The 23,344-nt window shown below is 72.0% G+C and carries 22 protein-coding genes; 10 read left to right on the top strand and 12 right to left on the bottom strand.

The features are described 5' to 3' along the window. Nucleotides 1-24 precede the first annotated feature (24 nt). The 5 genes from ACIRSS_RS34780 to ACIRSS_RS34760 form a co-directional block, all read right to left on the bottom strand. A complete protein-coding gene (locus ACIRSS_RS34780) occupies nucleotides 25-1,296 on the bottom strand; it encodes a methylaspartate mutase (RefSeq protein WP_400902535.1) in 1,272 nt (423 codons plus the stop codon). After that, nucleotides 1,293-1,769, bottom strand: coding sequence for a cobalamin B12-binding domain-containing protein (locus ACIRSS_RS34775; RefSeq protein WP_400902532.1), 477 nt, complete (start codon nucleotides 1,767-1,769; stop codon nucleotides 1,293-1,295). Before ACIRSS_RS34775 ends, ACIRSS_RS34780 begins: the two co-directional genes overlap by 4 nt. Continuing rightward, entirely contained in the window at nucleotides 1,766-2,980 is a 1,215-nt protein-coding gene (locus ACIRSS_RS34770; RefSeq protein ID WP_400902530.1) for a type III PLP-dependent enzyme, read from the bottom strand. The genes ACIRSS_RS34775 and ACIRSS_RS34770 overlap by 4 nt, the downstream gene beginning before the upstream one ends. After that, nucleotides 2,977-4,425, bottom strand: coding sequence for an AMP-binding protein (locus tag ACIRSS_RS34765; protein ID WP_400902527.1), 1,449 nt, complete (start codon nucleotides 4,423-4,425; stop codon nucleotides 2,977-2,979). Before ACIRSS_RS34765 ends, ACIRSS_RS34770 begins: the two co-directional genes overlap by 4 nt. A gap of 480 nt (nucleotides 4,426-4,905) precedes the next feature. Further along, nucleotides 4,906-6,378 (bottom strand): AMP-binding protein, encoded by a 1,473-nt coding sequence (locus tag ACIRSS_RS34760; RefSeq protein WP_400902524.1) that lies wholly within the window; start codon nucleotides 6,376-6,378, stop codon nucleotides 4,906-4,908. 129 nt (nucleotides 6,379-6,507) lie between these two features. Between ACIRSS_RS34760 and ACIRSS_RS34755 the strand changes: the two genes are divergently transcribed. Then, entirely contained in the window at nucleotides 6,508-6,753 is a 246-nt protein-coding gene (locus ACIRSS_RS34755) for a phosphopantetheine-binding protein (RefSeq protein WP_086674110.1), read from the top strand. On the opposite strand, the gene ACIRSS_RS34750 is transcribed toward ACIRSS_RS34755, so the two are convergent. Beyond that, nucleotides 6,746-7,705 carry an ACP S-malonyltransferase gene (locus ACIRSS_RS34750; protein ID WP_400902520.1) on the bottom strand — a complete coding sequence of 320 codons (960 nt, stop codon included), beginning with the start codon at nucleotides 7,703-7,705 and terminating at the stop codon, nucleotides 6,746-6,748. The genes ACIRSS_RS34755 and ACIRSS_RS34750 overlap by 8 nt on opposite strands. Then, nucleotides 7,698-8,645, bottom strand: coding sequence for a proline iminopeptidase-family hydrolase (locus ACIRSS_RS34745; protein ID WP_400902517.1), 948 nt, complete (start codon nucleotides 8,643-8,645; stop codon nucleotides 7,698-7,700). The genes ACIRSS_RS34750 and ACIRSS_RS34745 overlap by 8 nt, the downstream gene beginning before the upstream one ends. Before the next feature lie 275 nt (nucleotides 8,646-8,920). Between ACIRSS_RS34745 and ACIRSS_RS34740 the strand changes: the two genes are divergently transcribed. Genes ACIRSS_RS34740 through ACIRSS_RS34730 form a run of 3 tightly spaced genes read left to right on the top strand, consistent with a single transcriptional unit; the run spans nucleotide 8,921 to nucleotide 11,972 of the window. Further along, a complete protein-coding gene (locus ACIRSS_RS34740; protein WP_400902514.1) occupies nucleotides 8,921-10,183 on the top strand; it encodes a nucleotide disphospho-sugar-binding domain-containing protein in 1,263 nt (420 codons plus the stop codon). Next, nucleotides 10,174-11,298, top strand: coding sequence for a sensor histidine kinase (locus tag ACIRSS_RS34735; RefSeq protein ID WP_400902511.1), 1,125 nt, complete (start codon nucleotides 10,174-10,176; stop codon nucleotides 11,296-11,298). The genes ACIRSS_RS34740 and ACIRSS_RS34735 overlap by 10 nt, the downstream gene beginning before the upstream one ends. Nucleotides 11,299-11,318: 20 nt before the next feature. Further along, nucleotides 11,319-11,972, top strand: a complete 654-nt coding sequence (locus ACIRSS_RS34730) for a response regulator transcription factor (protein WP_400902509.1) — start codon at nucleotides 11,319-11,321, stop codon at nucleotides 11,970-11,972. 7 nt (nucleotides 11,973-11,979) lie between these two features. Here ACIRSS_RS34730 and ACIRSS_RS34725 read toward each other — a convergent pair whose 3' ends face one another. From ACIRSS_RS34725 to ACIRSS_RS34715, 3 genes are read right to left on the bottom strand one after another with little or no spacing between them, the layout of a single operon-like run. Then, nucleotides 11,980-12,156: an acyl-CoA carboxylase epsilon subunit gene (locus tag ACIRSS_RS34725; protein ID WP_400902506.1), complete on the bottom strand. Its 177-nt coding sequence runs from the start codon at nucleotides 12,154-12,156 to the stop codon at nucleotides 11,980-11,982. Beyond that, entirely contained in the window at nucleotides 12,156-13,721 is a 1,566-nt protein-coding gene (locus tag ACIRSS_RS34720; protein ID WP_400902503.1) for an acyl-CoA carboxylase subunit beta, read from the bottom strand. The genes ACIRSS_RS34725 and ACIRSS_RS34720 overlap by 1 nt, the downstream gene beginning before the upstream one ends. Further along, on the bottom strand, nucleotides 13,714-14,475 hold the full coding sequence (locus tag ACIRSS_RS34715; protein WP_400902500.1) for a thioesterase II family protein: 762 nt from the start codon (nucleotides 14,473-14,475) through the stop codon (nucleotides 13,714-13,716). The genes ACIRSS_RS34720 and ACIRSS_RS34715 overlap by 8 nt, the downstream gene beginning before the upstream one ends. 195 nt (nucleotides 14,476-14,670) lie before the next feature. On the opposite strand from ACIRSS_RS34715, the gene ACIRSS_RS34710 reads away from it, so the two are divergent. Then, nucleotides 14,671-15,072 carry an ATP-binding protein gene (locus tag ACIRSS_RS34710; RefSeq protein WP_400902497.1) on the top strand — a complete coding sequence of 134 codons (402 nt, stop codon included), beginning with the start codon at nucleotides 14,671-14,673 and terminating at the stop codon, nucleotides 15,070-15,072. Here the strand turns inward: ACIRSS_RS34710 and ACIRSS_RS34705 are convergent. Both ACIRSS_RS34705 and ACIRSS_RS34700 read right to left on the bottom strand, forming a co-directional pair. Further along, nucleotides 15,069-15,449 (bottom strand): STAS domain-containing protein, encoded by a 381-nt coding sequence (locus tag ACIRSS_RS34705; RefSeq protein WP_400902495.1) that lies wholly within the window; start codon nucleotides 15,447-15,449, stop codon nucleotides 15,069-15,071. The genes ACIRSS_RS34710 and ACIRSS_RS34705 overlap by 4 nt on opposite strands. 676 nt (nucleotides 15,450-16,125) lie before the next feature. After that, nucleotides 16,126-17,037 carry a cupin domain-containing protein gene (locus tag ACIRSS_RS34700; RefSeq protein WP_400902492.1) on the bottom strand — a complete coding sequence of 304 codons (912 nt, stop codon included), beginning with the start codon at nucleotides 17,035-17,037 and terminating at the stop codon, nucleotides 16,126-16,128. A 74-nt stretch (nucleotides 17,038-17,111) separates the two neighbouring features. On the opposite strand from ACIRSS_RS34700, the gene ACIRSS_RS34695 reads away from it, so the two are divergent. The 5 genes from ACIRSS_RS34695 (at nucleotide 17,112) to ACIRSS_RS34675 (ending at nucleotide 23,240) form a co-directional block, all read left to right on the top strand. After that, nucleotides 17,112-18,488 (top strand): dihydrolipoyl dehydrogenase family protein, encoded by a 1,377-nt coding sequence (locus tag ACIRSS_RS34695; protein WP_400902490.1) that lies wholly within the window; start codon nucleotides 17,112-17,114, stop codon nucleotides 18,486-18,488. 96 nt (nucleotides 18,489-18,584) lie between these two features. Continuing rightward, complete coding sequence (locus ACIRSS_RS34690) at nucleotides 18,585-19,967, top strand: FAD-binding oxidoreductase (protein WP_400902487.1); 1,383 nt, start codon at nucleotides 18,585-18,587, stop codon at nucleotides 19,965-19,967. Next, nucleotides 19,964-21,349 carry a carboxylesterase/lipase family protein gene (locus ACIRSS_RS34685; RefSeq protein ID WP_400902484.1) on the top strand — a complete coding sequence of 462 codons (1,386 nt, stop codon included), beginning with the start codon at nucleotides 19,964-19,966 and terminating at the stop codon, nucleotides 21,347-21,349. Before ACIRSS_RS34690 ends, ACIRSS_RS34685 begins: the two co-directional genes overlap by 4 nt. Beyond that, nucleotides 21,349-22,911 (top strand): helix-turn-helix domain-containing protein, encoded by a 1,563-nt coding sequence (locus ACIRSS_RS34680; RefSeq protein ID WP_400902481.1) that lies wholly within the window; start codon nucleotides 21,349-21,351, stop codon nucleotides 22,909-22,911. The genes ACIRSS_RS34685 and ACIRSS_RS34680 overlap by 1 nt, the downstream gene beginning before the upstream one ends. 116 nt (nucleotides 22,912-23,027) lie before the next feature. Further along, nucleotides 23,028-23,240 carry a DUF5988 family protein gene (locus ACIRSS_RS34675; protein WP_400902479.1) on the top strand — a complete coding sequence of 71 codons (213 nt, stop codon included), beginning with the start codon at nucleotides 23,028-23,030 and terminating at the stop codon, nucleotides 23,238-23,240. The last annotated feature ends 104 nt before the right edge of the window (nucleotides 23,241-23,344 follow it).

The raw sequence follows: 23,344 nt of genomic DNA, 5'->3' as shown, positions 1-23,344 counted from the left end.
CACGGACTGTCCGGCGTGAACTCGTCACGACTCGCCCCCAATCGCTCTCATCGGTTGTTCCAGCGCCTCGGCGTCGAAGGCGTGCTGGACGTGGGAAAGCGCCGACATCAGCGTCGACGAGGTGATCCGGTCGGCGTGGCGGCGTTCCACCACGCGGTGCAGCGGCAGCGACCCGAGCTCCGACCAGCCGAGCCGGCCCGCCGGGTCGAGGTAGCTGCGCGCCTGCCCGGCGTTGTCCGGGTGCAGGCAGTACGGGACGTCGAGCAGGCCGCGCTTGAACGCGACGACGATCGCGCGGCCGAGGTCGGCGTGGCTGTTCAGCACGGCGTCGACGAGCGCGTACGCCTCGCGGTAGACCTGGTTGTCCGGGTCCACCACGGCCTGTTCGGTGACCGCGCGGGCCGCCGCGCCGGCGTGTTCCAGCGCCGCGACGTTCTCGGCGACGGTCGGGATCCGGTGCGCCTCCGCGGTCGTCTTGACGATCAGCCGTTCCGACCCGGTCGTCACGGCCAGCTCGGCCGCCCGGCCCAGCAGGCTTCGCGCGCCATCGGAAGTCCGCGGGAACAGGCCCATGTAGGCGTAGATGACGACGTGCCAGGTGGCGTCGGGCAGCAGCTCGGCGCACAGCCGGCGCAGCGCGGACACCGCCTCCTGGTCCTGCGCCATGCTCGTCTGCTGCGCGTAGCTCACCGAGATGCTGCGCACGCCCTTGCGGTAGAAGAACAACGCTTCCAGCACCGACAGCGCCACCAGCTCGCTCGGCGGGCACAGCTGGCCCATCATGCAGCCGCCGAACGTCTCCAGGTGCGGCCGGCCGGCCGGGTGCTCGGCGTCCAGGAGCAGGTCGCAGCAGTGCGCCCAGTTGCGCACGGACTCGTCGAGCGGCGTGCGGCTGTAGGGCAGGCAGTAGGACACCGGGCCGCCCTCGGTGGCGTGCAGGCCGGCGGCGATCATGGCGCGGAAGATGTCCGCCGGCCGCGCCGAACCGTGGCGCACCTGCACCGGGAAGTCTCTGCCCTCGAGGCCGTCGAGCATGCCGCGGGTGACCTCGGGCGGGTGGTTGACGATCGGGTAGCCGTTGAGCGCGATCCCGTTGCCCAGCGCGTGCGCCACGGAAGCGGTGTCGCAGACGCGGGTGTAGCTGTCGAGCGTGACCGTGCCGACGGTCGCGGCGGCCGCGTTCTTCGTCGCGGCCAGCCCGGCGCGCATGACGGCCGGGTCCGCGAACCCCATCCGGGGCTGCACGACGAGCTCGCCGGCGGCGTGCCGTCGCGCGACGAACTCTTCGAAGCTCACGCCTCCACCTGAGTCGCACCGGCCGACAGCGTCGCGGCGAACCGGCGGAAGGACCCCGCGCCCTGCTGGTCGTCGAAGACCGCGTCGAACCCGGCGAGCAGCAGCTGCGCCGTCTCCTCCGCGGTCAGCGCCCCGCCGACGCCGAGCTTGCCGCCGATCACCACCGGCAGCCCGCGCAGCTCCGGGAGGGCGCGAATCCGCTGGATCACGCGCAGGCCGTCCTGGTGGCCGTGGCCGTTGACGCTGCTCAGCACGAGCATCGCCGGGCGGCGGCTCAGGCACTCCGACTCCAGCAGCTCGTCGGGCACGCACGCGCCGAGGTTCACGACGTCGAAGCCGAGTTCGCCGACGAGCAGCTCCAGGTAGACCAGGTTCCAGGTGTGGGAGTCCGATGCCATGCTGCTGACGATCACCGTCCGCCGCAGTGGTTCGGTGACGATCCCGGTGCCGTAGGCCCGCAGTTCTTCGGTCATGGCGAAACCTCGTAGACGCGCTGGTAGTCCAATCGCGACACCGAGAGGACTTTGCCGCCGCGGACCACCACTTCCGCCGGCGTCGGCCGGCCGAGGAAGCTGATCAGGCTGGCGGTGACGCCGTAGGCGCCGACGTTCGGCACCGTGACGACGTCGCCGGAGGCCAGCTCGGGCAGCTTCGCCGCCTTGGCGAGCGAGTCGCCGGGAGTACACAGTGGACCGACGAGGCTGCCGACCACGTCCCCGGTCTCCTCGACGCCGACGGCCGCGGGCAGCAGCCGGCCGATCCCGGACAGGCCGCCGACGACGTTGATCCCGGCGTCCAGCACGACGAACCGGCTGCCGCGGCTGTCCTTGACGTTGACCACGCCGGCCAGCAGCGACCCGCAGCTGCCGGAGAGGTAGCGGCCGGACTCGCAGGCCAGCTCGATCCCGCCGTCTCGCCACTCGGGCAGGTGCAGGTCGAGCAGCGTTTCCAGGCCCGAGCGCAGCTTCGGGTAGTCGGTGCGCGGGCCGGGGACCGCGTACGGCGAGGAGAAACCGCCGCCGATGTCCAGGACCTCCAGCGGCAGCCCGACCTCGTCGCGCAGCCGCGCGGCCGAGGTGAGCACGAACTCGTACTCGCCGAGCAGAGCGTCCTCGTCCTGCGCGTTGCTCATGGTGAAGAAGTGCGCGCCGACGACCCGCGTGCCCGGCACCGCCTTGAGCGTGGGCATGAGGTCGGGCAGCGTCTCGGCGTCGATGCCGAACTGCGACGGGCGGCCCATCATCCGGATGCCGGTGCCGCCGCTGCTCGCGGTGGTGTTGACGCGCAGCAAGGCGGACGCGGTGACGCCCTGGTGCTGCGCCGCCGCGCCGACGTGCTGCAGGTCGGTCAGCGACTCGACGGAGAACAGCCGGACCCCGGCGGCGAGCGCGTGCTCCAGCTCCTCGTTCGTCTTGCCCGGTCCGGTGTAGAGGATGCCGGCCGGGTCGAAGCCGGCTTCGAGGGCGTTCACCAGCTCGCCGGTGGAGCTGATCTCCGCGCGGCAGCCGCCGCGCCGCAGCTCGCGGCCGATTTCCGGGTGGGGGTTGGACTTCAGCGCGTAGAACAGCTGGAAGCCTTCGGGCAGCAGGCCGAAGAGCTGGTCCCGCGACTCGGCGACGACGTCGAGGTCGTAGACGTAGGCGGGCGTGCCGTACTTCGCGGCGATGTCGTCGTACTTGCTCATGCGCGGGCCCCCTCAACCAGCTGCGCGAGTTCCTTGGTGGCGTTCTTGCCGTGCGCCGTGAGCGGGAACTCCTCGACGACGTGGCACAGCGACGGGACCTTCTGCGGCTCGAGGCGCTTGGCCAGCTCGCGCAGCACGGTCGTGGGCGGCAGGTCGGTCTCGACGCAGATGGCGAGGTCCCGCGTCTCGCTCGGCGGGATCGCGCCCGCCGCGCGGACGCCGGGGATGTCCATCGCCGCGGCCTCGATTTCCAAAGTGGACATCCGGATGCCCTTGCGCTTGAACATGTCGTCGCGGCGGCCTTCGAAGTAGAGGTAGCCGTCGGCGTCGAGGCGGCCGTAGTCGCCGGTGTGCAGGCGCGGCTCGCCGGTGGTCTCGTCGCGGCGGAAGGCGCGGGCGGAGATCTCCGGGGCCCGCCAGTAGCCGGGCATGACGTGCGGGCCGGCGGCGACGATCTCGCCGATGTCCCCCGCGGGCAGCTCGGTGCCGTCGGCGGCGAGGATCAGCACGGACGTACCGGGCAGCGGCAGCCCGGACGAACCGGGGCGCTCGGTGTCCTCGTCCGGCGGCATGATCGTGATCCGCTTGCACTCGGTCTGGCCGAACTGGCGGACGACCTTGACGCCGGGGAACGCGGCCCGCAGCTGCGCGATGGTGGCGTCGGGCAAGGCCGCGCCGGTGTTGGTGAAGAGACGCACGGGCGCGGCCGGCTGGGTGTCGCGAGCGGCGAGCGTGGCGATCATCGTGGCCAGCGACGGGACGATCGGCACGACGGTGGCGCCGACCTCGCGCATCCGCTGCAGCAGCCGCAGGTCCGACTCGGCGTCGGCGAGCACGATCTCGCTGCGGCCGAGCGTGCTCAGCAGCACCTTGTAGAGGCCGTAGTCCCAGGACATCGGGAACCGGCAGAAGACGACGTCGTCCCGGCGGTAGCCGAGGACGGCCTGGATGGCGCGGGAGGCGAAGGTGACCTGGCGGTGCGGGCCGATCACGCCCTTCGGCGCGGCGGTGCTGCCGGAGGTGTAGACGAGGACGGCGATGTCGTCTTCGCTTACCGCTGCTTCTTCGGCTTGCTGTCCGTTTGCCTCTTCGACTTCCGTCCAAAAGGGACTGAAGTTCTCCGGGGTGAGCACCAGGACCGGTTCGGCGTTGGCCACGACGGAGTCGAAGTGGAACTTCTTCATGGCCGGGTTGATCGGCACGAAGACCGCCCCGCGGCGCGAAGTCCCGTAGAAGAGCGCGACGAGCGCCCGATCGGTGGGCAGCTGCACGACAACGCGGTCGCCGTGCCCGACGCCGTGCCGGGAGAGCACCACGGCGACGGCGTGGCTCCACGCCTCGAGCTCACCGTAGGTCCAGGCACCGACGCGGTCCCGGACGGCCGACGCCCCGGCCGCGTCAGCCGCCGCGGCGTCGAGCAGAGAATGGACCAGAGAATCGTTCACGACTGCCACTCCGTAGGACTCGAAGGATGACCGGGCCGGCGTGGAAGACACACCTGGAGACGTACGGAAAGTTAGCCGCGCCGGCCTGCGGATCCACACCCCTAACGGCCCCTAAGCCCCGCGCGGCCGGGGTCCGGGCACGCCAAAGCGGTCGTGAGCGGGAAACGGGGTTCTAGCCCTGTTTCCCACTCACGACCAGCTGCGGCAGCCTGCGTCAGGCGGGGGTGAGTCGAGGGCCCGCCTGCCCGCTCCTGAGTCGGCCCGACGGTCTTCCGGCCGCACGGGCCGGCCCGACAGCAGCCCGCGCCGGTCACTCCCTGCCGGCCCCGCCCCGGCCGCGGGCCGCGCCTGGCCACGGTCCCTGGCGACGGCCTACCTATCCCCCACCGCAACCCTCGCCGGTTCCGGCCGCGATCCCGCGTCGGCCTTCGGTCCCGGCCGCCCTCGGTCAGGCCGCGGGCGGGTGGGTCATTCACCTCGTCAGGCTGGCGTCGGCGCCAGGATCTCCGCCGCGCGGGCCGCCAACGTCTTGCGGTCGATCTTGCGGTTCGAGTTCAGCGGGAACTCCGCCACGTGCCGGTAGTGCCGCGGGATGACCCCCTCCGGCAGCACCGCCCGCAGCGCCCGCACCATCTCCAGCACCGGCCTTTCCCCGCCCGTGTAGAACACGAACAGCTCGGTCCCCACATCTCCGGCCACGCCCAGCGCCACCGCGTCCTGGATTCCGCAGTCGCGCAGGGCGTGCTCGACCTCCGTCAGCTCGATGCGCCAGCCCAGCACCTGCACCTGGGAGTCCAGCCGGCCCAGGTACGCCAAGCCGTCGGACAGGCGCCGCACGCGGTCCCCCGTGCGGTAGAAACGCCGGCCGTCCCGGTCCAGGAAGCGGCCCTGCTCGTCGGCCGGGTCCAGGTAGCCCGGGGTCATCTGCGGGCCCGCGATGCACAGCTCGCCCTCGACGTCGTCGCCGTCCAGCAGCACGTAGTCGTGGCCCTCGTGCACCGAACCGATCGGCACCACGCCGTTGACCGCCACCCGCGGCGTCGAAACGTCGTCCCAGCGGTAGCCCGACACCGTGATCGTCAGCTCGGTGGGCCCGTACAGGTTCTCCACGAGCGACGACGACGCCGCGGCCCGCCAGTCCGCCGTGTCGCGGACCGTCAGCGCCTCGCCCGCGAAGAAGCTCCACCGCAGCCCCGGCAGCGCGCCCGGGGTCAGGCCGCCCGTGCGGCGGACCAGGTCGATCGCGCTCGGCGTCGAGAACCACACCGTGAGCCCGCGCTCGGCCGCGAACCGCGGCAGGTTGCGGTACGCCCCTCCCGGCAGCACCACCGCCGGTGCCCCCGCGCCCCACGCGCAGAACAGGTCGAACATCGCGCAGTCGAAGTTCAGGTCGAACGTCTGCGAGAACACGTCGTCCGGCGTGAAGTCGTAGCGGGCGTCGAGCAGGCCGAAGTAGTGGTCGACGGCCTCGTGCCCGATCCGCACGCCCTTGGGGCGTCCGGTCGAACCCGACGTGAACAGCACGTACGCGGTGTCCGACGTCGGCGCCAGCGGTGCCGGCAAAGCGACCGAAGGACGCGTGTCGCCCAGCACCGGAACCCCCGCCGGCGCCACCGCGCGACCCCGTTCGTCGGCGACGAGCACGTCCACCCCGGCGGCCGAAACCATCTGGGCGGTCCGCGCGGCCGGGAAGTCCGGACGCAGCGGGACGACCGTCGCACCGGCGTACAGCGCGGCCAGGATCCCCGCGTACGCCGTGACGCCCTTGCCCGCCAGCACCCCTACGGTGCGGGCGCCGCTCTCGGCCAGCGCGCCGCCCCACAACAGGGCCAGCTCGTGCAGCCGCTCGTAGCTCAGCGCCTGGTCGCCCACGTGGACGGCCACGCCGCCACCGGAGCGTTCGAGGCCGCGCAGGAACCGCGTGTGCAGCCCGCTGGTGGCAACCGTGTCCATCGAAGTCCTCCGCAATGAATAGGGGTGTCAGTGCGTCGATCCGGGACGGCGACGCGCGGTAGAGTCCAAAACCGAACCGGGCGGTCGGTTTCCTCTCGGTAGATCCCAACCTAGCGATCCGGAGTAGCCATGTGGGACAGCACTTTCGATGAGACGCTTCGCACGTTCCTCCCCTTCCTGCCCGCCGAGGAGGCACTGACCGAAGAGACCCCGCTCCGCGAGTACGGGCTGGACTCGCTCGCCACCGTGGAGCTGCTCTCCGTGCTGGAGCAGAGCTACAACGTGCGGTTCGAGGACGACGCCCTGAACCTGGAGACGTTCGAGAACCCCGGCCGGCTGTGGACCACGCTGTCCGCGCTGCAGCCCGCTAGCTGACCCGCGACGGTCCTGCGCCCCGGCGGCGGGGTTGCAGGGCCATGCGCGGGTTGACCGTGACGACTTCGAAGCGGCTCGTGGTCACGCGGACGCGCCCGAACAGCGTGTCCGGCCCCGCGACCCAGAGCTTGCGCACCCCGTTGTCCGCCAGCGTGTGGACGACGTCCGGCCAGCGCATCGGCTTGACGATGCTGTCGAGCAGCATCGTGCGCACCTGGTCACCGGTGCGCAGGATCTCGCCGTCCTGGTCGGCGACGATCGGCAGCAGGGGGTCGTGGAACTCCAGGTCGCCGAGCACCTCGTCCTCCGCCTTGCGGCGCAGCGCCCCGAACGCGCGCGAGTGCAGTGGCGGCCGCATCGTGTAGAGGGAGAGCCCGCCCATGCTCCGGACCGTCTGCTTGAGCCAGTCGAGGTTCTTCTCGCGCACGGAAACCATGTAGAAGTCGTGGTCGATGTAGCACGAGATGTCGAACCACTCGCCCTTGGCGTCCAATTGGGACAGGGCGTCCTTCAGCTTCTCTTCCGGGGTGCGGACGAACGAGTGCGTCACGACGTCGGTGTACTCGGTGTCGAAGAACTCGGTCAGGCAGCGCGCGAGCTCCGCCGTCATCCACACCGCGTCCGGGAAGGTCAGCGACCCGGCGTACACACTGGCCGGCTTCTCGCCGAAGCTCGGGCCGGCGCAGAAGTCGGGGCTCATCCCCTGCTCCTCCTCGGCCCATTCGGCCAGCGCGACGCAGGTGAGCATGAACCCGACCTGCGCGTACGCCGAGTAGTCGCCCTCGGTTTCGCGGAAGCGGTCGACCAGCGAGTAGCCGAGCCGCTCGTTCGCCTCCCCGATCAGCCGGCGGGCGAAGGGGTTGATCAGCAGGAACTTGCCGAAGTCGGCGAAGCGACACGGGCTCATCCCGGGGAAGACGACCGCCGATCCCGGCCGGGTGGCCTCATCCATGACTGGCGACCTCTCGTTCGACCCGGCTCGCGGGTGCGGTGGGGTGGATGTCCCGCAGGAATCCCAGCAGGACTTCGCGGAACCGCTCGGGCTCCTCGAGGTGCGGGACGTGGCTGGAGTCCTCGAAGATCTCCCAGCGCACGTCGTGGATCCGGTCGAAGTACGGCTGGACCGTGACGGGGGTGGCTTCGTCGTGCCGTCCGGAGATCAGCAGCGTCGGCACTTCGATGTCGTCGAGCTCGTCGATCACCGAATAGTCCTTCAGCGTTCCGGTGACGGTGAACTCGCTCGGCCCGTTCATCGTGGCGTAGACGGTGTTGTCGTCGGCCATCTCCATGAACGAGGCCAGGTAGTCGGCGGGCCACGGCAGCACGCGGCAGACGTGCCGGTCGTAGAACGCGCGCATCAGCTCGAAGTACTCCGGCGCGCCCGTGGTGCCGGCGGCTTCGTGCGCCCGCAGCTGGTCGTCGACGCCCGGCGGGAGCTGGGCGCGCAGCACGTCCATCTCCCGGCGCCACAGCGGGTAGGACGCCGGCGAGTTCGCGATCACCAGCCCGCGCAGGCCGTCCGGGCGCTGCGCGGCGTGCCGCGCGACGACCAGGCCGCCCCACGACTGTCCGAAGAGGACGTAGTTGTCCTCGATGCCCAGGTGCTGCACCAGGTTGTCCAGCTCGTCGGCGAACAGCTCCGGCGTCCAGAAGTCCGCGCCCTTGCCCGGCAGCCGCGTCGAGCCGCCGCTGCCCAGCTGGTCGTAGTGCACCACCGGGAACCCGTGCCCGGCGAGCGAGCAGAGGTTCAGCAGGTAGTCGTGCGTGCTCCCCGGCCCGCCGTGCACCACGACGACAGCGGGCGCTTCGCCCCCGGTCTCCCCGGTGACGCGGTACCAGGTGCGGTACCCGCCGAAGGGCACCCAGCCCTTCGTGATCGGTGCCACGGCCATGCTCATCACCTCGTTCGTATCCCTCGCCCCGGCACACGCGGCCGGACCCACGTTCATGTCTAGCCGTCGCGGGCCCGCCGGAACCAGCCCCTAAGGGGCGTCTAAAGCCGTTCCAAACCCACTCGAACTCCCTAGCGCACGGCAGCGTCCGAGAGGAAGGATTCCGTGGGGGAACAGGGGTTGCCGACCCCTACCGGCGCGTTGCCGGGTCGGCGTGGCCGCGCACGCGCACTACTTTCGAGGACAGCAGCAGCCGACTTCCGGGGAGTGCGTCCATGCGCGTCATGATGATGGTGTTCCCGACGAGGACGCACGTCTACAGCATGGCCCCGGTCGGCTGGGCGCTGGCCGCGGCGGGGCACGAGGTCCGGTTCGTGGGCCAGCGCAACCCGCGTGAGGTGGCGTCGTTCGCCGAGACGGGCCTCGACGCGATGTGGTTCGGCGACGAGCTGGACATCGCGCGCCACCGGCAGCTGCAGATGGACGGTGACAACGCCATGCAGGGCGGCTTCCGCATCTCCGAGAGCCGGCCCGAGCGCTACACCGAGGAGTACGTCCGCACGGTCTACGAGCACTGGGTCGAGGTCTTCCGCTGGACCACCCCGGACGCGCTGCTCGACGAGCTCGTGCGGTTCGCGAAGGGCTGGAAACCGGACCTGGTCGTCTGGGACCCCATGATCTACGCGGCCCCGATCGTCGCGCACGTGCTCGGCGTCCCGCACCTGCGGATGATGTACGCGGCCGACCAGACCGCGCGGATCGCCGCGCAGTACCGCGACCTGCGCGCGAGCCACCCCGAGGACACCTCGCCGGACCCGTTCGTCGAATGGATGTCCGCCGCGGTGGGGCGGTTCGGCGCCGACTACGACGAGGCGCTGCGCCACGGCGTCAAGACCCTCGACTGCCACCCGTCCTACCTGCGCTACGAAGGCGTCGACGTCGACTACGTGCCGGCGCGGTTCATCCCGCAGAACAAGCCGATGGCGATCCCCCGCTGGGTCCTCGAGCCGCCGGAGCGGCCGCGCGTGATGCTGACGCTGGGCATCTCGAACCGGCAGGTGCTCGGCGTCGAGGAGACGTCGGTGGCCGACCTGCTCGACGGGCTCGCCGACCTCGACGTCGAGGTCATCGCGACGCTCAACGAGTCCCAGCTCGCCTCGGTGAAGAAGATCCCGGACAACGTGCGCGCGGTGGACTTCGTGCCGATGTACGAGCTCCTCGCGAGCTGCTCGGCCATCGTGCACCAGGGCGGCGGGGCTACGATCGGCAACGCCGTCGTCAACGGCGTGCCGCAGCTGATCATCCCCGGAACCACGTGGAGCGAGCGGGTTTCGGCCGTCGCGCAGGAGAAGCGCGGCAACGGGCTGGTGCTCGACCTCGAGGACGTCACGCCGCAGTCCGTCCGAAGTGGACTGAAGAGACTGCTGGAGGAACCGTCGTTCCGGTCCTGCGCGCTCGAGGTACGGGACGAGATGCTCGCGACGCCGACCCTCGACGACCTCGTGCCGGAGCTGGAACGGATCGCGCGATGCCGGTGACCGGGCGGCCGAAGGTGGTGCGCACCATCGGCTTCCTGATCGCGAGCCTGCCGCTGCGGATCTTCGCCTTCGTGCTGGTGCTCGTCACGATGGTGCTCGGCATCGCGACCACCATGCTGTGGGTCGGCATCCCGATCCTGATCGCGGCCACCTCGCTCGTCCGCGGGTTCGCGGACCTGGAACGGCGCTGGGCCGGCGCCATGCTCGACGCCGGCGTCCCGGCGCCGCGGCGGCGTCCGCACGGGCCGGGGCTGCTGCAGACGTGGCAGGCCCGGCTGGTCGACCCCGTCACCTGGCACGAGGTGAACTACGTGCTGCTCGCGTTCCCGCTCGGCATCGTGGAGTTCGTCGCCGGGATCGTCTCGGTCGCCGTGCCGCCGTTCGGGATCTTCGTCGCGCCGCGGATCGGGGCGATGCACGCCGCGCTGACGGCGTCGATGCTGGGCCCGAACCGGACGCAGCAGCTCGAAGCCCGCACGCGGCAGCTGAGTGACTCGCGTGCCCGGGGTGTCGACGCGGTCGAGGCCGAACGCCGGCGCATCGAACGCGACCTGCACGACGGCGCGCAGCAGCGGCTGGTAGCCGTCGCGATGAGCCTGGGCCGGGCGCAGCTGAAACTCGACGTGAACGATCCCGCAGACGCCGCAGCCGTGCGAGAGCTGATCGGCGCGGCGCACGCGGACGCCAAGCTCGCGGTGTCCGAGCTGCGCGACCTCGCCCGCGGGATCTACCCGCCGGTGCTGCAGGACCGCGGCCTGGACGCGGCGCTGTCCTCGCTGACCGCGCGGATGCCGATCCCGGTCGACGTCGAGGTGACCGTCGAGCCGCGGCCACCGGCGCCGGTGGAGACGACGACGTACTTCATCGTCAGCGAGACGCTGACCAACATCACCAAGCACTCGGGCGCCGACCGCGCGACGGTGCGGGTGACCCGCGACGACGAGACCGTCGTCGTCGAGATCGTCGACAACGGCCACGGCGGCGCGTCCGTGCGCCCGGGTGGCGGCCTGGCCGGGCTCGCCGACCGGGCCGCCACGATCGACGGCGTGCTCACCGTGGTCAGCCCGGTGGGCGGCCCCACGGTCGTGCGCGCCGACCTGCCCGTCCGCTGGTGAACCCCCTGGGAGTGGGAACAATGCGTGTCGTCATCGCCGAAGACTCCGTCCTGCTGCGGGCCGGCGTGCAGAGCCTGCTCGCCGACGTCGGCATCGAGACCGCGGCCGCCGTGTCCAACGGCGACGACCTGCTGGTCGCCGTCCGCGAGCACCAGCCGGACCTGGTCATCGCCGACGTCCGGATGCCCCCGACGTTCACCGACGAGGGCCTGCGCGCGGCGATCGCGGCGCGCAAGGAGGTCCCGGGGCTGCCGGTGCTGGTGGTGTCGCAGTACGTGGAGGGCAGCTACGCGGTCGACCTGATCGCCGAGGGCACCTCCGGCGTCGGGTACCTGCTGAAGGAGCGCGTCGCCGACGTGGCCGACTTCCTGGAAGCGGTCCGCCGGGTGGCGGGCGGCGGGTCGGCGATCGACCCGGACGTCGTCGCGCAGATGCTGTCCCGCAACCGCGACCCGCTGCACGCGCTGACGGCACGCGAGACGGAGGTGCTGGGGTTGATGGCCCAGGGCCTGTCGAACGCGGCGATCGCGAAGCAGCTGGTGGTCACGCAGGGCGCGGTGGAGAACCACATCAGCAACATCTTCGCGAAGCTGGGCCTGGAGGCGAGCCGCGACGAGAACCGCCGCATCCGCGCGGTGCTGACCTATTTGGACAGTACGACCGTCCGGACCTGAGCGAGCTTCAGCGGCGGGTGCGCCAGCTGGTCGCCGTCCGGAACGGCGGCCGGCGGCGCGGGCGCGGGGCCGGCACCTCGGGTTCCACCGGACGGGCGCTGAGGGCGGCCAAGACCGCCATCAGCGCCGCCAGTTCCGTCTCGTCGGGCGCGCCGCGCACGACGCGGACCACCGGGTTGCCCATCAGACCGGCGGGTTCCCGTGCTTGCGCGCCGGGAGGTCGGCGTGCTTGGTGCGCAGCATCGCGAGCGAGCGGATCAGCAGCGACCGCGTCTCCCCCGGCTCGATGACGTCGTCGACGAGACCGCGTTCGGCCGCGTAGTACGGGTGCATCAGCTCGGCGCGGTATTCCTTGATCTTCAACGCCCGCACGGTTTCCGGGTCGTCGGCGGCGTTGATCTCGCGGCGGAAGATCACGTTCGCCGCGCCCTCGGCGCCCATCACGGCGATCTCGTTCGTCGGCCACGCCAGCGAGACGTCGGTGCCGATCGAGCGCGAGTCCATCACGATGTACGCGCCGCCGTAAGCCTTGCGCAGGATCAGCTGCACCCGCGGCACAGTGGCGTTGCAGTACGCGTAAAGCAGCTTCGCGCCGTGGCGGATGATGCCGCCGTGCTCCTGGTCGACGCCGGGCAGGAAGCCGGGCACGTCGACCAGCGTCACGAGCGGGATGTTGAACGCGTCGCACGTCTGCACGAACCGCGCGGCCTTCTCGCTCGCCTCGATGTCGAGCACCCCGGCCAGGACCGCGGGCTGGTTCGCGACGATGCCGACGACGTGCCCGTCGAGCCGGGCGAGCGCACACACGACGTTGGTCGCCCAGCCCGCGTGCACCTGCAGGAACTCGCCGTCGTCGACGACCTCCGCGATGACGTCGCAGATGTCGTACGCGCGGGCGGGGTCGACCGGTACGACGTCGAGCAGCCGGTCGGTGCGCCGGTCGGCCGGGTCGCCGGCCGGCACGCGCGGTGGGGCCTCGTTGTTGTTGGCCGGCAGCAGGGACAGCAGGTACCGGACGTCGGCCAGGCAGGTCGCCTCGTCGTCGTAGGCGAACGCGGCGACGCCGGAGGTCTCCGCGTGCACGTCGGCGCCGCCGAGGCCGTTCTGCGTGATCTCCTCGCCCGTCACCGCCTGCACGACGTCGGGGCCGGTGATGAACATCTGCGACGTCTCGCGGACCATGAACACGAAGTCGGTCAACGCGGGCGAGTACGCCGCGCCGCCCGCGCACGGGCCGAGCATCACCGAGATCTGCGGGATGACCCCGGAACAGCGGGTGTTGCGCCGGAAGATGCCGCCGTACCCGGCGAGCGCGGTGACGCCCTCCTGGATCCGGGCGCCGGCGCCGTCGTTGAGCGACACCAGCGGCGCGCCCGCGGCCTCGGCGAGGTCCATCACCTTGTGGATCTTCTGGGCGTGCGCCTCGCCGAGCGCGCCGCCGAAGACTCGGAAGTCGTGGGCGTAGACGAAGACCGTCCGGCCGTCGACGGTGCCCCAGCCGCAGACGACGCCGTCGGAGTGCGGCCGGCGCTGCTCCAGGCCGAACCCGGTCGCCCGGTGCCGGCGCAGGGCCTCGAGCTCGGTGAACGAGCCCGGGTCGAGGAGCAGCTCGATCCGTTCGTGCGCGGTCAGTTTGCCGCGCTCGTGCTGCCGGCGCGTCGCGGCTTCGTCCGGCCCGCGGCGCGCCGCGTCCTTGGTCTCCCGCAGTTCGACGAGCCGGTTGGCGAACGCGGCCGGTGCCTCAGACACGGACGCCGCCCAGCTCGGCGGCCAGCCGCCCGAGGATCACGTCCTGGTGGCGGGTGAGGAAGAAGTGGCCGCCGGACAGCTCCACCAGCTCGAACCCGCCGGTCGTGTGGCCGGCCCAGGAGGCGACCTCGTCGAGGGTGGCCATCGGGTCGGCGGAGCCGGTGAAGGCGACGATCGGGGTCGCGAGGGGCTCGCCCGGGGTGTCCCGGTAGGTCTCGACGGCGCGGTAGTCGTTGCGCACCACGGGCAGGATCATCCGCACGACGTCGTCGTCGCCGAGCAGGTCCATCTCGGTGCCGCTCAGCTTGCGCAGCTCCTCGAGCACGCCCGCGTCGGTCCGCGTGTGCACGCTCTCGTCACGCACCCGCGAAGGCGCGCGCCGGCCGGAGACGAACAGCCCCGCGACGGCCACGCCGTCCCGTTCGAGGCGGCGGGCCGTCTCGTAGGCGACCATCGCGCCCATGCTGTGCCCGAAGAGGGCGAGCGGGCGGTCGGTCTTGTCCCGCAGCAGGTCCGCGACGCGGTCGGCCATGGCGCCGATGCTGGTCAGGAACGGTTCGTGGCGGCGGTCCTGCCGGCCCGGGTACTGGACGGCGAGGACCTCGACGTCCGGGGCCAGTGCCTTCGCCACGGGGAAGTAGAAGGTGGCCGAGCCGCCGGCGTGCGGCAGGCAGACCAGCCGCGCCTTCGCCTCGGGTGACGCGGCGAACCGGCGGAACCAGTTCTCCTCGGCGTTGCCGTCGTGGGCGACCATGTCGTCCCACCGCCTTTCCGGGTCGGAGCCTCCGTCCGGCCAAGCTAGCCAGCGCGCGGGCGGCCCAACGACCCCTAGCGGCCCCTAAGGTCCCCCGCGGACGCGCGAGTAAAAGCCGCCGGAGCGGGTACGCCATTTGCGAACGCGCCGCGCTCGTGGGGGAGCGCGGTGTTCGGGAGGAGTCGCACTGTGCGCGTGAGCTGGAGCGGAGCCGATCAAGCCGGGTGGCACGTGCTGGACGTCGCCGGTGTCGACCGGCCCGGGTTGACCGCCGCCCGGCGGTGGGCCGAGGCCAAGCTGGGCCCCCTGCGGGAGGCGGACCTGATCGACGCGCTGATCGTCGTCGGGGAGCTGCTGGAGAACGCGTTCGTCCACGGCGGCGGACCGCGCCAGCTGCGGATCCACCGCACGCACGACCCGTGCGAGTTGACGGTCGCGGTGGCCGACATCGGGACCGGCGAACCGAAGCTGCGGGTCCCCGACCACGGTGGTGGCCGGGGCCTGCTGCTGGTGGACCAGCTCAGCCTCGACTGGGGAGTGAGCCACCACGACGACGGCAAGCTCGTCTGGGCCCGCGTCGGCTGCGAAGAAGCCTAGGCGGGCTCCCGCACCACCAGGCCGAGCCGGGCCAGCGCTTCCCCGGTGCTCCGGCGCACCGGCAGCAGGTGCTCCAGCCGCAGCACGGCGATCGGGCGCAGCAGGGCGCGGGACCGGCTCGCGACCGCGAACGGCACCCCGCTCGCGGCGGCCTCCTGGGCGGTGTCGACCAGGATCGTAAGGACACGGGCGCTGCAGAACGTCACGGCCGAAGCGTCGAAGACGAGGGCCGGCGCGAGCCGGAGTTCCCGGCGCAGCAGGGTTTCGAGGTGTTCGGTGACGGCGAGGTCGAGCTCACCGGTGGCGGCGACCACGCTGGCGTGCGCGGTGGTGGTGACGTCGAAGACGGCGGGCGGGCAGATCTCAGGAGCGAACATTCGCGGAAGGCCTCCTTGGCACAACGCCGTGGCGGCCGGACGCCGGGTCCGGGCCCACGGCAGCCCGGGTGGGGGCTGCGGGGTCGAGGCACGACGGCTTCAGGCTGAACCGCTGTCCTGCCACCCTACAAGCGATGCGCAACCGTTGCACACTGGTTCCCGAAGTAACCGGCGCGCGTAGCGCGAACCACAAGAAGAGCTGGGTGGTCATCCCGTCGCCTGAGGCCGTGAAATCACTTTGAGCCGGGCCCGCAACCCACAGACCAAAGCGAGAGGACAGCGCAAGCTTGCGGGCCCGGCTCAAAGTGATAGGCCTCGATCAGGCGACGGGATGACCACCCAGCGGCCCACCTCGAAAGGTGAGGGGACTCGGAAAGCCCCGGTCATCCCAGAGCCTGCCCGTCCGGCGAGGACATGCTTTTTCTTTGAAGCCACGGCAGAGGACAACCGCCGTTTCAGGTCTGCCGCGGCTTAGGCGGGTCCGACCTCCCCCGCCCTCCGTTCGGATTGTCCGTCGCCGCCCGGGTTTGTCAAGGCGGGAAAGCGTGCCTTGACAAACCCGGTCGTCGACTGGAAAGCGGCTTGGGAGGAGGGCGGGGGAGGTCTGGTGACGCCGTGGTCTTCTTGCGCTGCCGGCTTCCCGTCTACAGCCGGCCGCCGTGTCGCGCGACAGCTTTCAGGCCGGTACCCCAGGGCCGTACTCCCGCCGGAAGCGGGCGGGAGTGGTGCCGAGCTCGGCGCGGAACGCGCGGGTGAACGCCGACTCCGAGCGGTACCCCACGCGGTCGGCGATGGCCGCCACCGGTTTGTCCGTGGTGGTCAGCAGCTCGGCCGCCGCCATCATGCGGGCGCGGGCCAGGAACGCTCCCACGGTCGTCCCCGTCTCCCGGACGAATCGTCGCAAAAAGGTCGCGCGGGACATCGAGGCCTGCCTGCTGAGCCGCTCGATCGGCCAGTCCTGCCCCGGGTCGGCCAGGATGCTCCCGATCGCGTCCGCGATGCCCGGGTCGGCCACCGCCGTCCACGCCGCACCGCGGGCCGTGCGGAGCACCATTGCCAGCAGTACCGTGCACAGCGCCGCGAGGATCGCCGCCGTTCCGGATCCTTCGCGGCTCGCCTCCGCGCGCATCAGGGCGCTCAGCCCGCGCAGGACCTCGTCGGTTTCGGCGGACTGCCCGAACGCCACGTGGATCGCGCCCGGCAGGCTGCGGAACAGCAGCGCGCCGGCGCCCGCGTTGACCGTGTAGTGCCCGCAGAACAGGTCGATCACCGGGTCGCCGCCGCGCTCGCTGCGCGTCGTGGTGAAGGCGTCCCCGCCCGTCTCGACCGTGCCTCGCGCCCGGCCCGGGCCCGCCGTGACCACCCGGTGCGCCGCGCCGCTCGGGATCAGCACGACGTCGCCCGCCCGCAGGTCGAACACCTCGTGGCCGACGTACAGCCGGCACTCGCCCTCCAGGAGGACGTGGAACGGCACTTCGAGCTCGCCGTACCGGGCGACGTCCATCCGCGTGCCCGCGCCGAGCAGGCAGTGCTTCTCGAGCGTCGCCCCGAGCTGGGCCATGCGCAGCAGGCGGCTGACGGTGTCCACGGTGATACTTTGGGGCAGTTATTTGATACTGGCAAGCCTGGTCGGATCACTGCGCCCGAAGCAGACTCGGACGTATGGAAACCACCCAGCTCACCTCGGACGTCCTGGTCATCGGCTTCGGCAAGGGCGGGAAGACCGCCGCGCACGCGCTCGGCGACGCCGGCAAGCGCGTCGTCCTCGTCGAGCGCTCCGAAAACATGTACGGCGGCACCTGCCCGAACGTCGGCTGCGTGCCGACCAAGATGCTCGTCCACTACTCGAACGGCCGCCGCCTCGAAGACGACGCGCAGGAGTTCTTCGCCCGCTCGATCGCCGGCGTCCGCACCCTGACCAGCGCTTTCCGCGCGGGCAACTTCGCCTCGCTCGACGGGAAGGACACCGTCACCGTCATCACCGGCACCGCCCGGTTCACCGACCCGCACACCGTCGCCGTCGGCGAAGGGGACGACCGGATCACCGTCACCGCGCCGACGATCATCCTCAGCACCGGCTCCGCGCCGGTCGTCGCGCCGATCCCCGGTCTGGCCACGAGCAAGCACCTGGTCAGCAGCACCGAGCTCACGCAGGCGGCGACGCTGCCGGAGCGGCTGGTGGTCGTCGGCGGCGGCTACCTCGGACTCGAGTTCGCGTCGATCTACCAGCACTTCGGCACGCACGTGACCGTCCTCGAAGGCGCGGAGCGGCTGCTGCCGCGTGAGGACGAGGACATCGCCGAGGTCACCCGCGAGATCCTCGAAGGCGACGGTATCCGGATCATCACCGGCGCGAAGATCACGAAGGTCGAGGACAGCGGCGCCGTCGCGAAGGTCGTCTTCGAAAAGGACGGCGAGACGCACGAAGTCGAGGCCAGTGCGTTGCTGCCGGCGACCGGCCGCCGTCCGGTCACCGACGGCCTGCGGCTCGACGCGGCCGGCGTCCGGACCACGCCGGCCGGTGCCGTCGAAGTAGACGAGCACCTACGCACCAGCCAGCCGCACATCTTCGCCGTCGGCGACGTCAACGGCGGCCCGCAGTTCACCTACGTGGCCCTCGACGACGCCCGGATCGTGCTGGACCAGCTGCTCGGCGAGGGCAAGCGCACCACGGCCGACCGCGTCGCCGTGCCGCACACGCTCTTCACCACCCCGCCGCTGGCGACCGTCGGCCTCACCGAGCGCGAAGCCCGCGCGCAGGGCCGGAACATCAAGGTCGGCAAGAAGCGGGTGGCCGACATCGTCGCGATGCCCCGGGCCTACACCGTCGAAGAGACGCGCGGGATCATGAAGTTCATCGTGGACGCCGACACCGACCTGGTCCTCGGCGCGGCACTGCTGAGCATCGACGCGCAGGAGGTCGTCAACACCGTCGCGCTGGCCATCCGCCACGACGTGACCGCGACCGAGCTGCGGAACGCCATCTACACGCACCCGAGCTCGACCGAGGCGTTCAACGAGGTCATCCCTGTGGGGTGAGCACACCCCCGGGTGCGTCCGGTGGGGACTTTCCCCATGGCCGGACCGGCGCCGCGGCTCTAGCGTGGGAACCCGGTGACGAGGAGGTTCCCGCGGATGCTGATCGACGACCTGGCCGCCGTGCTGCCGGCGGACCGGCTGGTCCGCGACCCGGACGTCGTGGCGGGTTTCGCCCACGACGAGGCCGAGTGGGCGCCCTACGCCCCGCCCGCCGTGGTCGTCCGGCCGCACACCGCCGAAGAGGTCCAGGCCGTGGTCAAGGTCTGCCTGGACCACCGGACCCCGCTCGTCACGCGCGGGGCGGGCACCGGCCTGTCCGGTGGGGCGAACGCCGTCGACGGCTGCGTCGTGCTGGTCACCGACCGGCTCACCGCCGTCAAGGAGATCGACGAGCACGAGCGGTACGCCGTCGTCGAGCCCGGCGTCGTCAACGACGACCTGCGCGCCGCCTGTGCCGAGCGCGGCCTCTGGTACCCGCCCGATCCGGCCAGCTCGCCGTGGTCGACCATCGGCGGCAACGTCGCCACCAACGCCGGCGGCGTCTGCTGCGTCAAGTACGGCGTCACCCGCGACTACGTCCTGGGCCTGCAGGTCGTCACCGGCACCGGCGAGCTCGTCCGGCTCGGCCGCCGTACCGCGAAGGGCGTCGCAGGCTACGACCTGACCGGCCTGATGGTCGGCTCGGAAGGCACGCTCGGCGTGATCACCGAGGTGACCGTGCGGCTGCGGCCCGCCCGCGCGGCCGAGCGGACGGTCGCCGGGTACTTCGACACGACCGTCGCCGCCGGGCAGGCCGCCGCCGCGGTCGCGGCCCGGGGTGTTTTGCCCTCGGCGCTCGAGCTCGTCGACCGGCACTGCCTGGCCGCCGTCGACCAGTGGAAGAACATGGGCCTGAGCGCCGACGCGAACGTCGTGCTCCTCGCCCGCACCGACTCCCCCGGCGCGCTCGGCGAGCACGAAGCCGCGGAGATCCTCGACTGCTTCGAGCAGGCCGGCGCGACCTGGGCCGCGCAGTCGACCGACCAGGCCGAGGCCGACGCGCTGTTCGCCGCCCGCCGCCTGGCCTACCCCGCGCTGGAGCGGCTCGGCCCGCTGCTCACCGAGGACGTCTGTGTCCCGACGCAGGCGGTGCCCGAAATGCTCGCCCGCATCGATGCCGCAGCGCGGCGCCACGGCGTCCACATCGCGAACGTCGCGCACATCGGCGACGGCAACCTGCACCCGCTGCTGGTCACGCCGGCCGGCGACGACACCGCGCGGAGGAACGCCCAGGCCGCGTTCGACGACATCATCGCCGACGCGCTCGACCTCGGCGGCACCGTCACCGGCGAGCACGGCGTCGGCCTGCTCAAGCAACCCGGCCTCGCGCGCGAACTCGGTCCCGAGGTGCTCGAACTGCACCGCGCGGTCAAGAACGCCCTGGACCCGCGGAACATCCTCAACCCCGGCAAGGTCTTCCCCGAAGGGACACCCGCATGATCGTCCGCACCACCTCCGGCGACGTCCGCGGCGAGGCGATCGCCACCGGCGTCCGGTTCCGCGGCCTCCCCTACGCCGCCGCGCCCGAAGGCGAGCTTCGGTTCGCCGCGCCCGTGCCCGCGCCGTCGTGGGACGGCGTGCGCGACGCCCGCGAGGCCGGGCCCACCGCGCCGCAACGGCAGCGGACGATCCCCGGCCTCGACCTGTCCGCCGTGGTCGGCAACGGCTGGCGGCCCGGCGCCGAGTACCTGACGGTCGACGTCTGGACCCCGGACCCGGGCGCGAAAGGCCTGCCGGTGCTGGTGTTCGTGCACGGCGGCGCGTTCATCGGCGGCACCGGCTCGGCCCCGGTCTACGACGGCACGGCCTTCACCCGCGGCGGCGCGGTGCTGGTGACCGTGCAGTACCGGCTCGGCGTCGACGGCTTCCTGCCCCTCGACGGCGGCGGCACCAACCTCGGCCTGCGCGACCAGCTCGCCGCGCTGCGCTGGGTCCAGGAGAACATCACGGCGTTCGGCGGTGACCCCGGCAACGTGACGCTCCTCGGCGAGTCCGCGGGCGCGATCAGCGTCGCGTGCCTGCTCGGTTCCCCGCTGTCGGCCGGCCTTTTCCGGCGCGCGATAGTCCAAAGTGGACACGCGAACATGGTGCGCGGCCGGGCGGAACTGGAGCGCGTGACGCAGGCGGTCGCCGACCGCCTCCGCGTCGCCCCCACCGCCGACGCGTTCCGGAAGCTGAGCACCGAGCAGCTGCTCGACGCGCAGGACGCGCTGCTCAAGCCCGGCGGCAGCCCCGACCTGCGCGGCGAAGACGGGCTGGACCACGGCTTCGGCCTGAGCCCGTTCCTCCCGTTGGTCGGCGACGACGTCCTGCCGCGGCACCCGGGCGAGGCGATCCGCGCCGGTGCGGGCGCCGACGTCGACCTGATCGCCGGCGCCTGCCACGAGGAGATGCTGCTGTACTTCGGCCCGACCGGCCTGCTCGACGTGCTGACCGACGAGCAGGCCGTGGCGATGCTGTCGGCGTCGCACCCGGACGCGGCGAACGTCCTTCGCGGGTACGGCTTGGGTGACGGCCGGAAGGCGGGCGAGGTGTTCGTCGAGGCCATGACCGACCTCGTCTTCCGCGACGGCGTCCAGGAACTCGTCGAGAGCCACCAGGGCCGCTCGTTCCGGTACGAGTTCGAGTGGCGGGCCCCGCGGCTCGGCGCGTGCCACGGCATGGAGCTGCCGTTCGTGTTCGACTCCCTGGCCGCGTCCGCCGCGCTCGTCGGCGACGAGCCGCCGGCCGGGCTGGCCCGCGAGGTCAACGCCGCGTGGACGCGGTTCGCCGCCACCGGCGACCCGGGCTGGGATCCGGCCGAGACGACGCACCTGGGCTGATGGACGCCCACGGCCTGCGCGAGCTGTACGACCTCGTCCTGCGCCTGTCGGCGGTCCACGACCTCGACGCGCTGGTGCAGGAGGTGGTCGACCACGCGCGGCGGCTGCTCGGCGTCGACGTCGCCTACCTCGCGCTGGCCGAGCCGGACGGCTCGCTCGTCATCCGCGTCACCGACGGCTCGCTCGGCCCGCGGCTGCGCGGGGTCGTGCTGCCGCCGCACGGCGGGCTGGCCGGGCAGGTGGCCGACACGGGCGAACCCGTGCAGAGCGCCGACTACCTCGGCGACGCCGCGTTGACGCACCTGGGCGAGGTCGACCGCGTCGCCGAGGACGAGGGTCTGCGCACGATCCTCGGCGTGCCGCTGCGGTTGCGCGGCAAGGTGGCCGGCGTGCTGATGGTGTCGCAGCGGGCGGTGCGCCGGTTCACCGCGGCGGAGTCGTCGCTGCTGACGTCGCTCGGCTCGTTCGCCGCGATCGCGATCGAGAACGCGAAACTGGTCACCGCGCTCGCCGAGGCGAACGACCGGCTGGAGCGGGCCGTCCGGCTGCACGACCGGCTCGGCGAGGTGGCGCTGCACGGCGGCGCGGCCGAAGACGTCGTCGTCCCGCTGTCGGAGCTGGTGAGCGGCCTGGTGCTGGTCGCCGACGAGCACGACGAGGTCCGCGCGGCCGCCCGCGCCGGCTCGCTCGTGGACGCGCGGCTCGACGGCAAGCCGTCGGCGCTGTTCGCCACCGCCCGGCGGACTCGCGTGGACGGGCGGACGGTCACCGTGCCACTCGCGTCGGTGAACGCGTATTTCGGGGCACTGCAAGTGGTTCCCGAGGCCCCACTGGCCGAGGCGGACGTCCGGTTGCTGGAGCGCTCGGCGATGACGGTCGCCCTCGTGGCGTCGGTCGAGCGCGCCGAGCGCCGGACGGCGGAGGAACTGGTGGAGCAGCTGGTGACCCGCCGGGTCCGCGAGATTCCGGCCCACGCCCGCGATCTGCGGCGGCCGCACCTGGTCGTGGTGAGCGAGGACCCGCGGCTGCGGGACTTCGCAACGTCGAAGTCCACAGTGGATGGTCGGGTGGTCGCCCTGGTCCGCGCCGACGAGGCGACGGTCCGCTCGTGGTCACTGGGTACCACGGGCCTGGCGGGCCCGGCCACCGGAGCGGCCGCGCTGGCCGACGCCTACGACGACGCGGCCGCGTGCGTCCGGGTCCTGAACGCGTTGGGACGCACAGGTTCCACGGCGTCCCCGGCCGACCTCGGCCCGTACCGCTACCTGCTGAGCCAGGCCGGGCGCGCGGACGCGGGCACGTTCGTCACCCGCACGCTCGCGCCGCTGCTGGCCCACGACGACGAGCGCGGCACGGACCTGGTCCACACTGCGGAGGTCTTCCTGCGCAACGGCCGCCGCAAGACCCCGGCGGCCGAGGAGCTGACGATCCACCCGAACACGCTTTACCAGCGCCTGGACCGCATCACGGCGTTGCTGGGCCAAGACTGGCAAGAGGGCGACCGGGCATTGGACGTCCACTTGGCGCTGCGCATTCACCGCCTGGCCGCAGAACTCGCGTAACACCCCTACCGTCAACCCCTGTCCGGGCCGATTGACACGGCGAGCGCACGTCGGGGATCGTCGAGAGACGAACAACACATTTTTCCTCCGCGCCGACGAACCCACGGAGATGACCCATGACGAACATCAAGGTGACGCTTTCCGGTGGCCCGGCAGAACTGGGCGAACAGCACCGGGAATGGACGGTCGGCGGCCTCGGCGAAGTCGCGAAGGTCAGCTTCGGCGCCGGCTACGAACACTTCTCCCACGCGGGCGAGTTCACGACGACCAGCGGCGGCGACCAGGTCCCGGTGTTCGCCTGGTGCGGCCGCACCAGACTCGCCGAATAACCGGTCGTGGGGGGGGTACAGGGGGGAAAACCGGGTTACCACCAAAGAACAAGTGGGGCGCCCGGCCCAGACCCCGCCGGGGGGGGGTGGGCCCGGCCCCGGGG

It is taken from the genome of Amycolatopsis sp. NPDC101161 (assembly GCF_044768185.1).
In the GTDB taxonomy this organism is placed as follows: domain Bacteria; phylum Actinomycetota; class Actinomycetes; order Mycobacteriales; family Pseudonocardiaceae; genus Amycolatopsis.
This window is presented reverse-complemented; position numbering and strand designations above follow the sequence as displayed.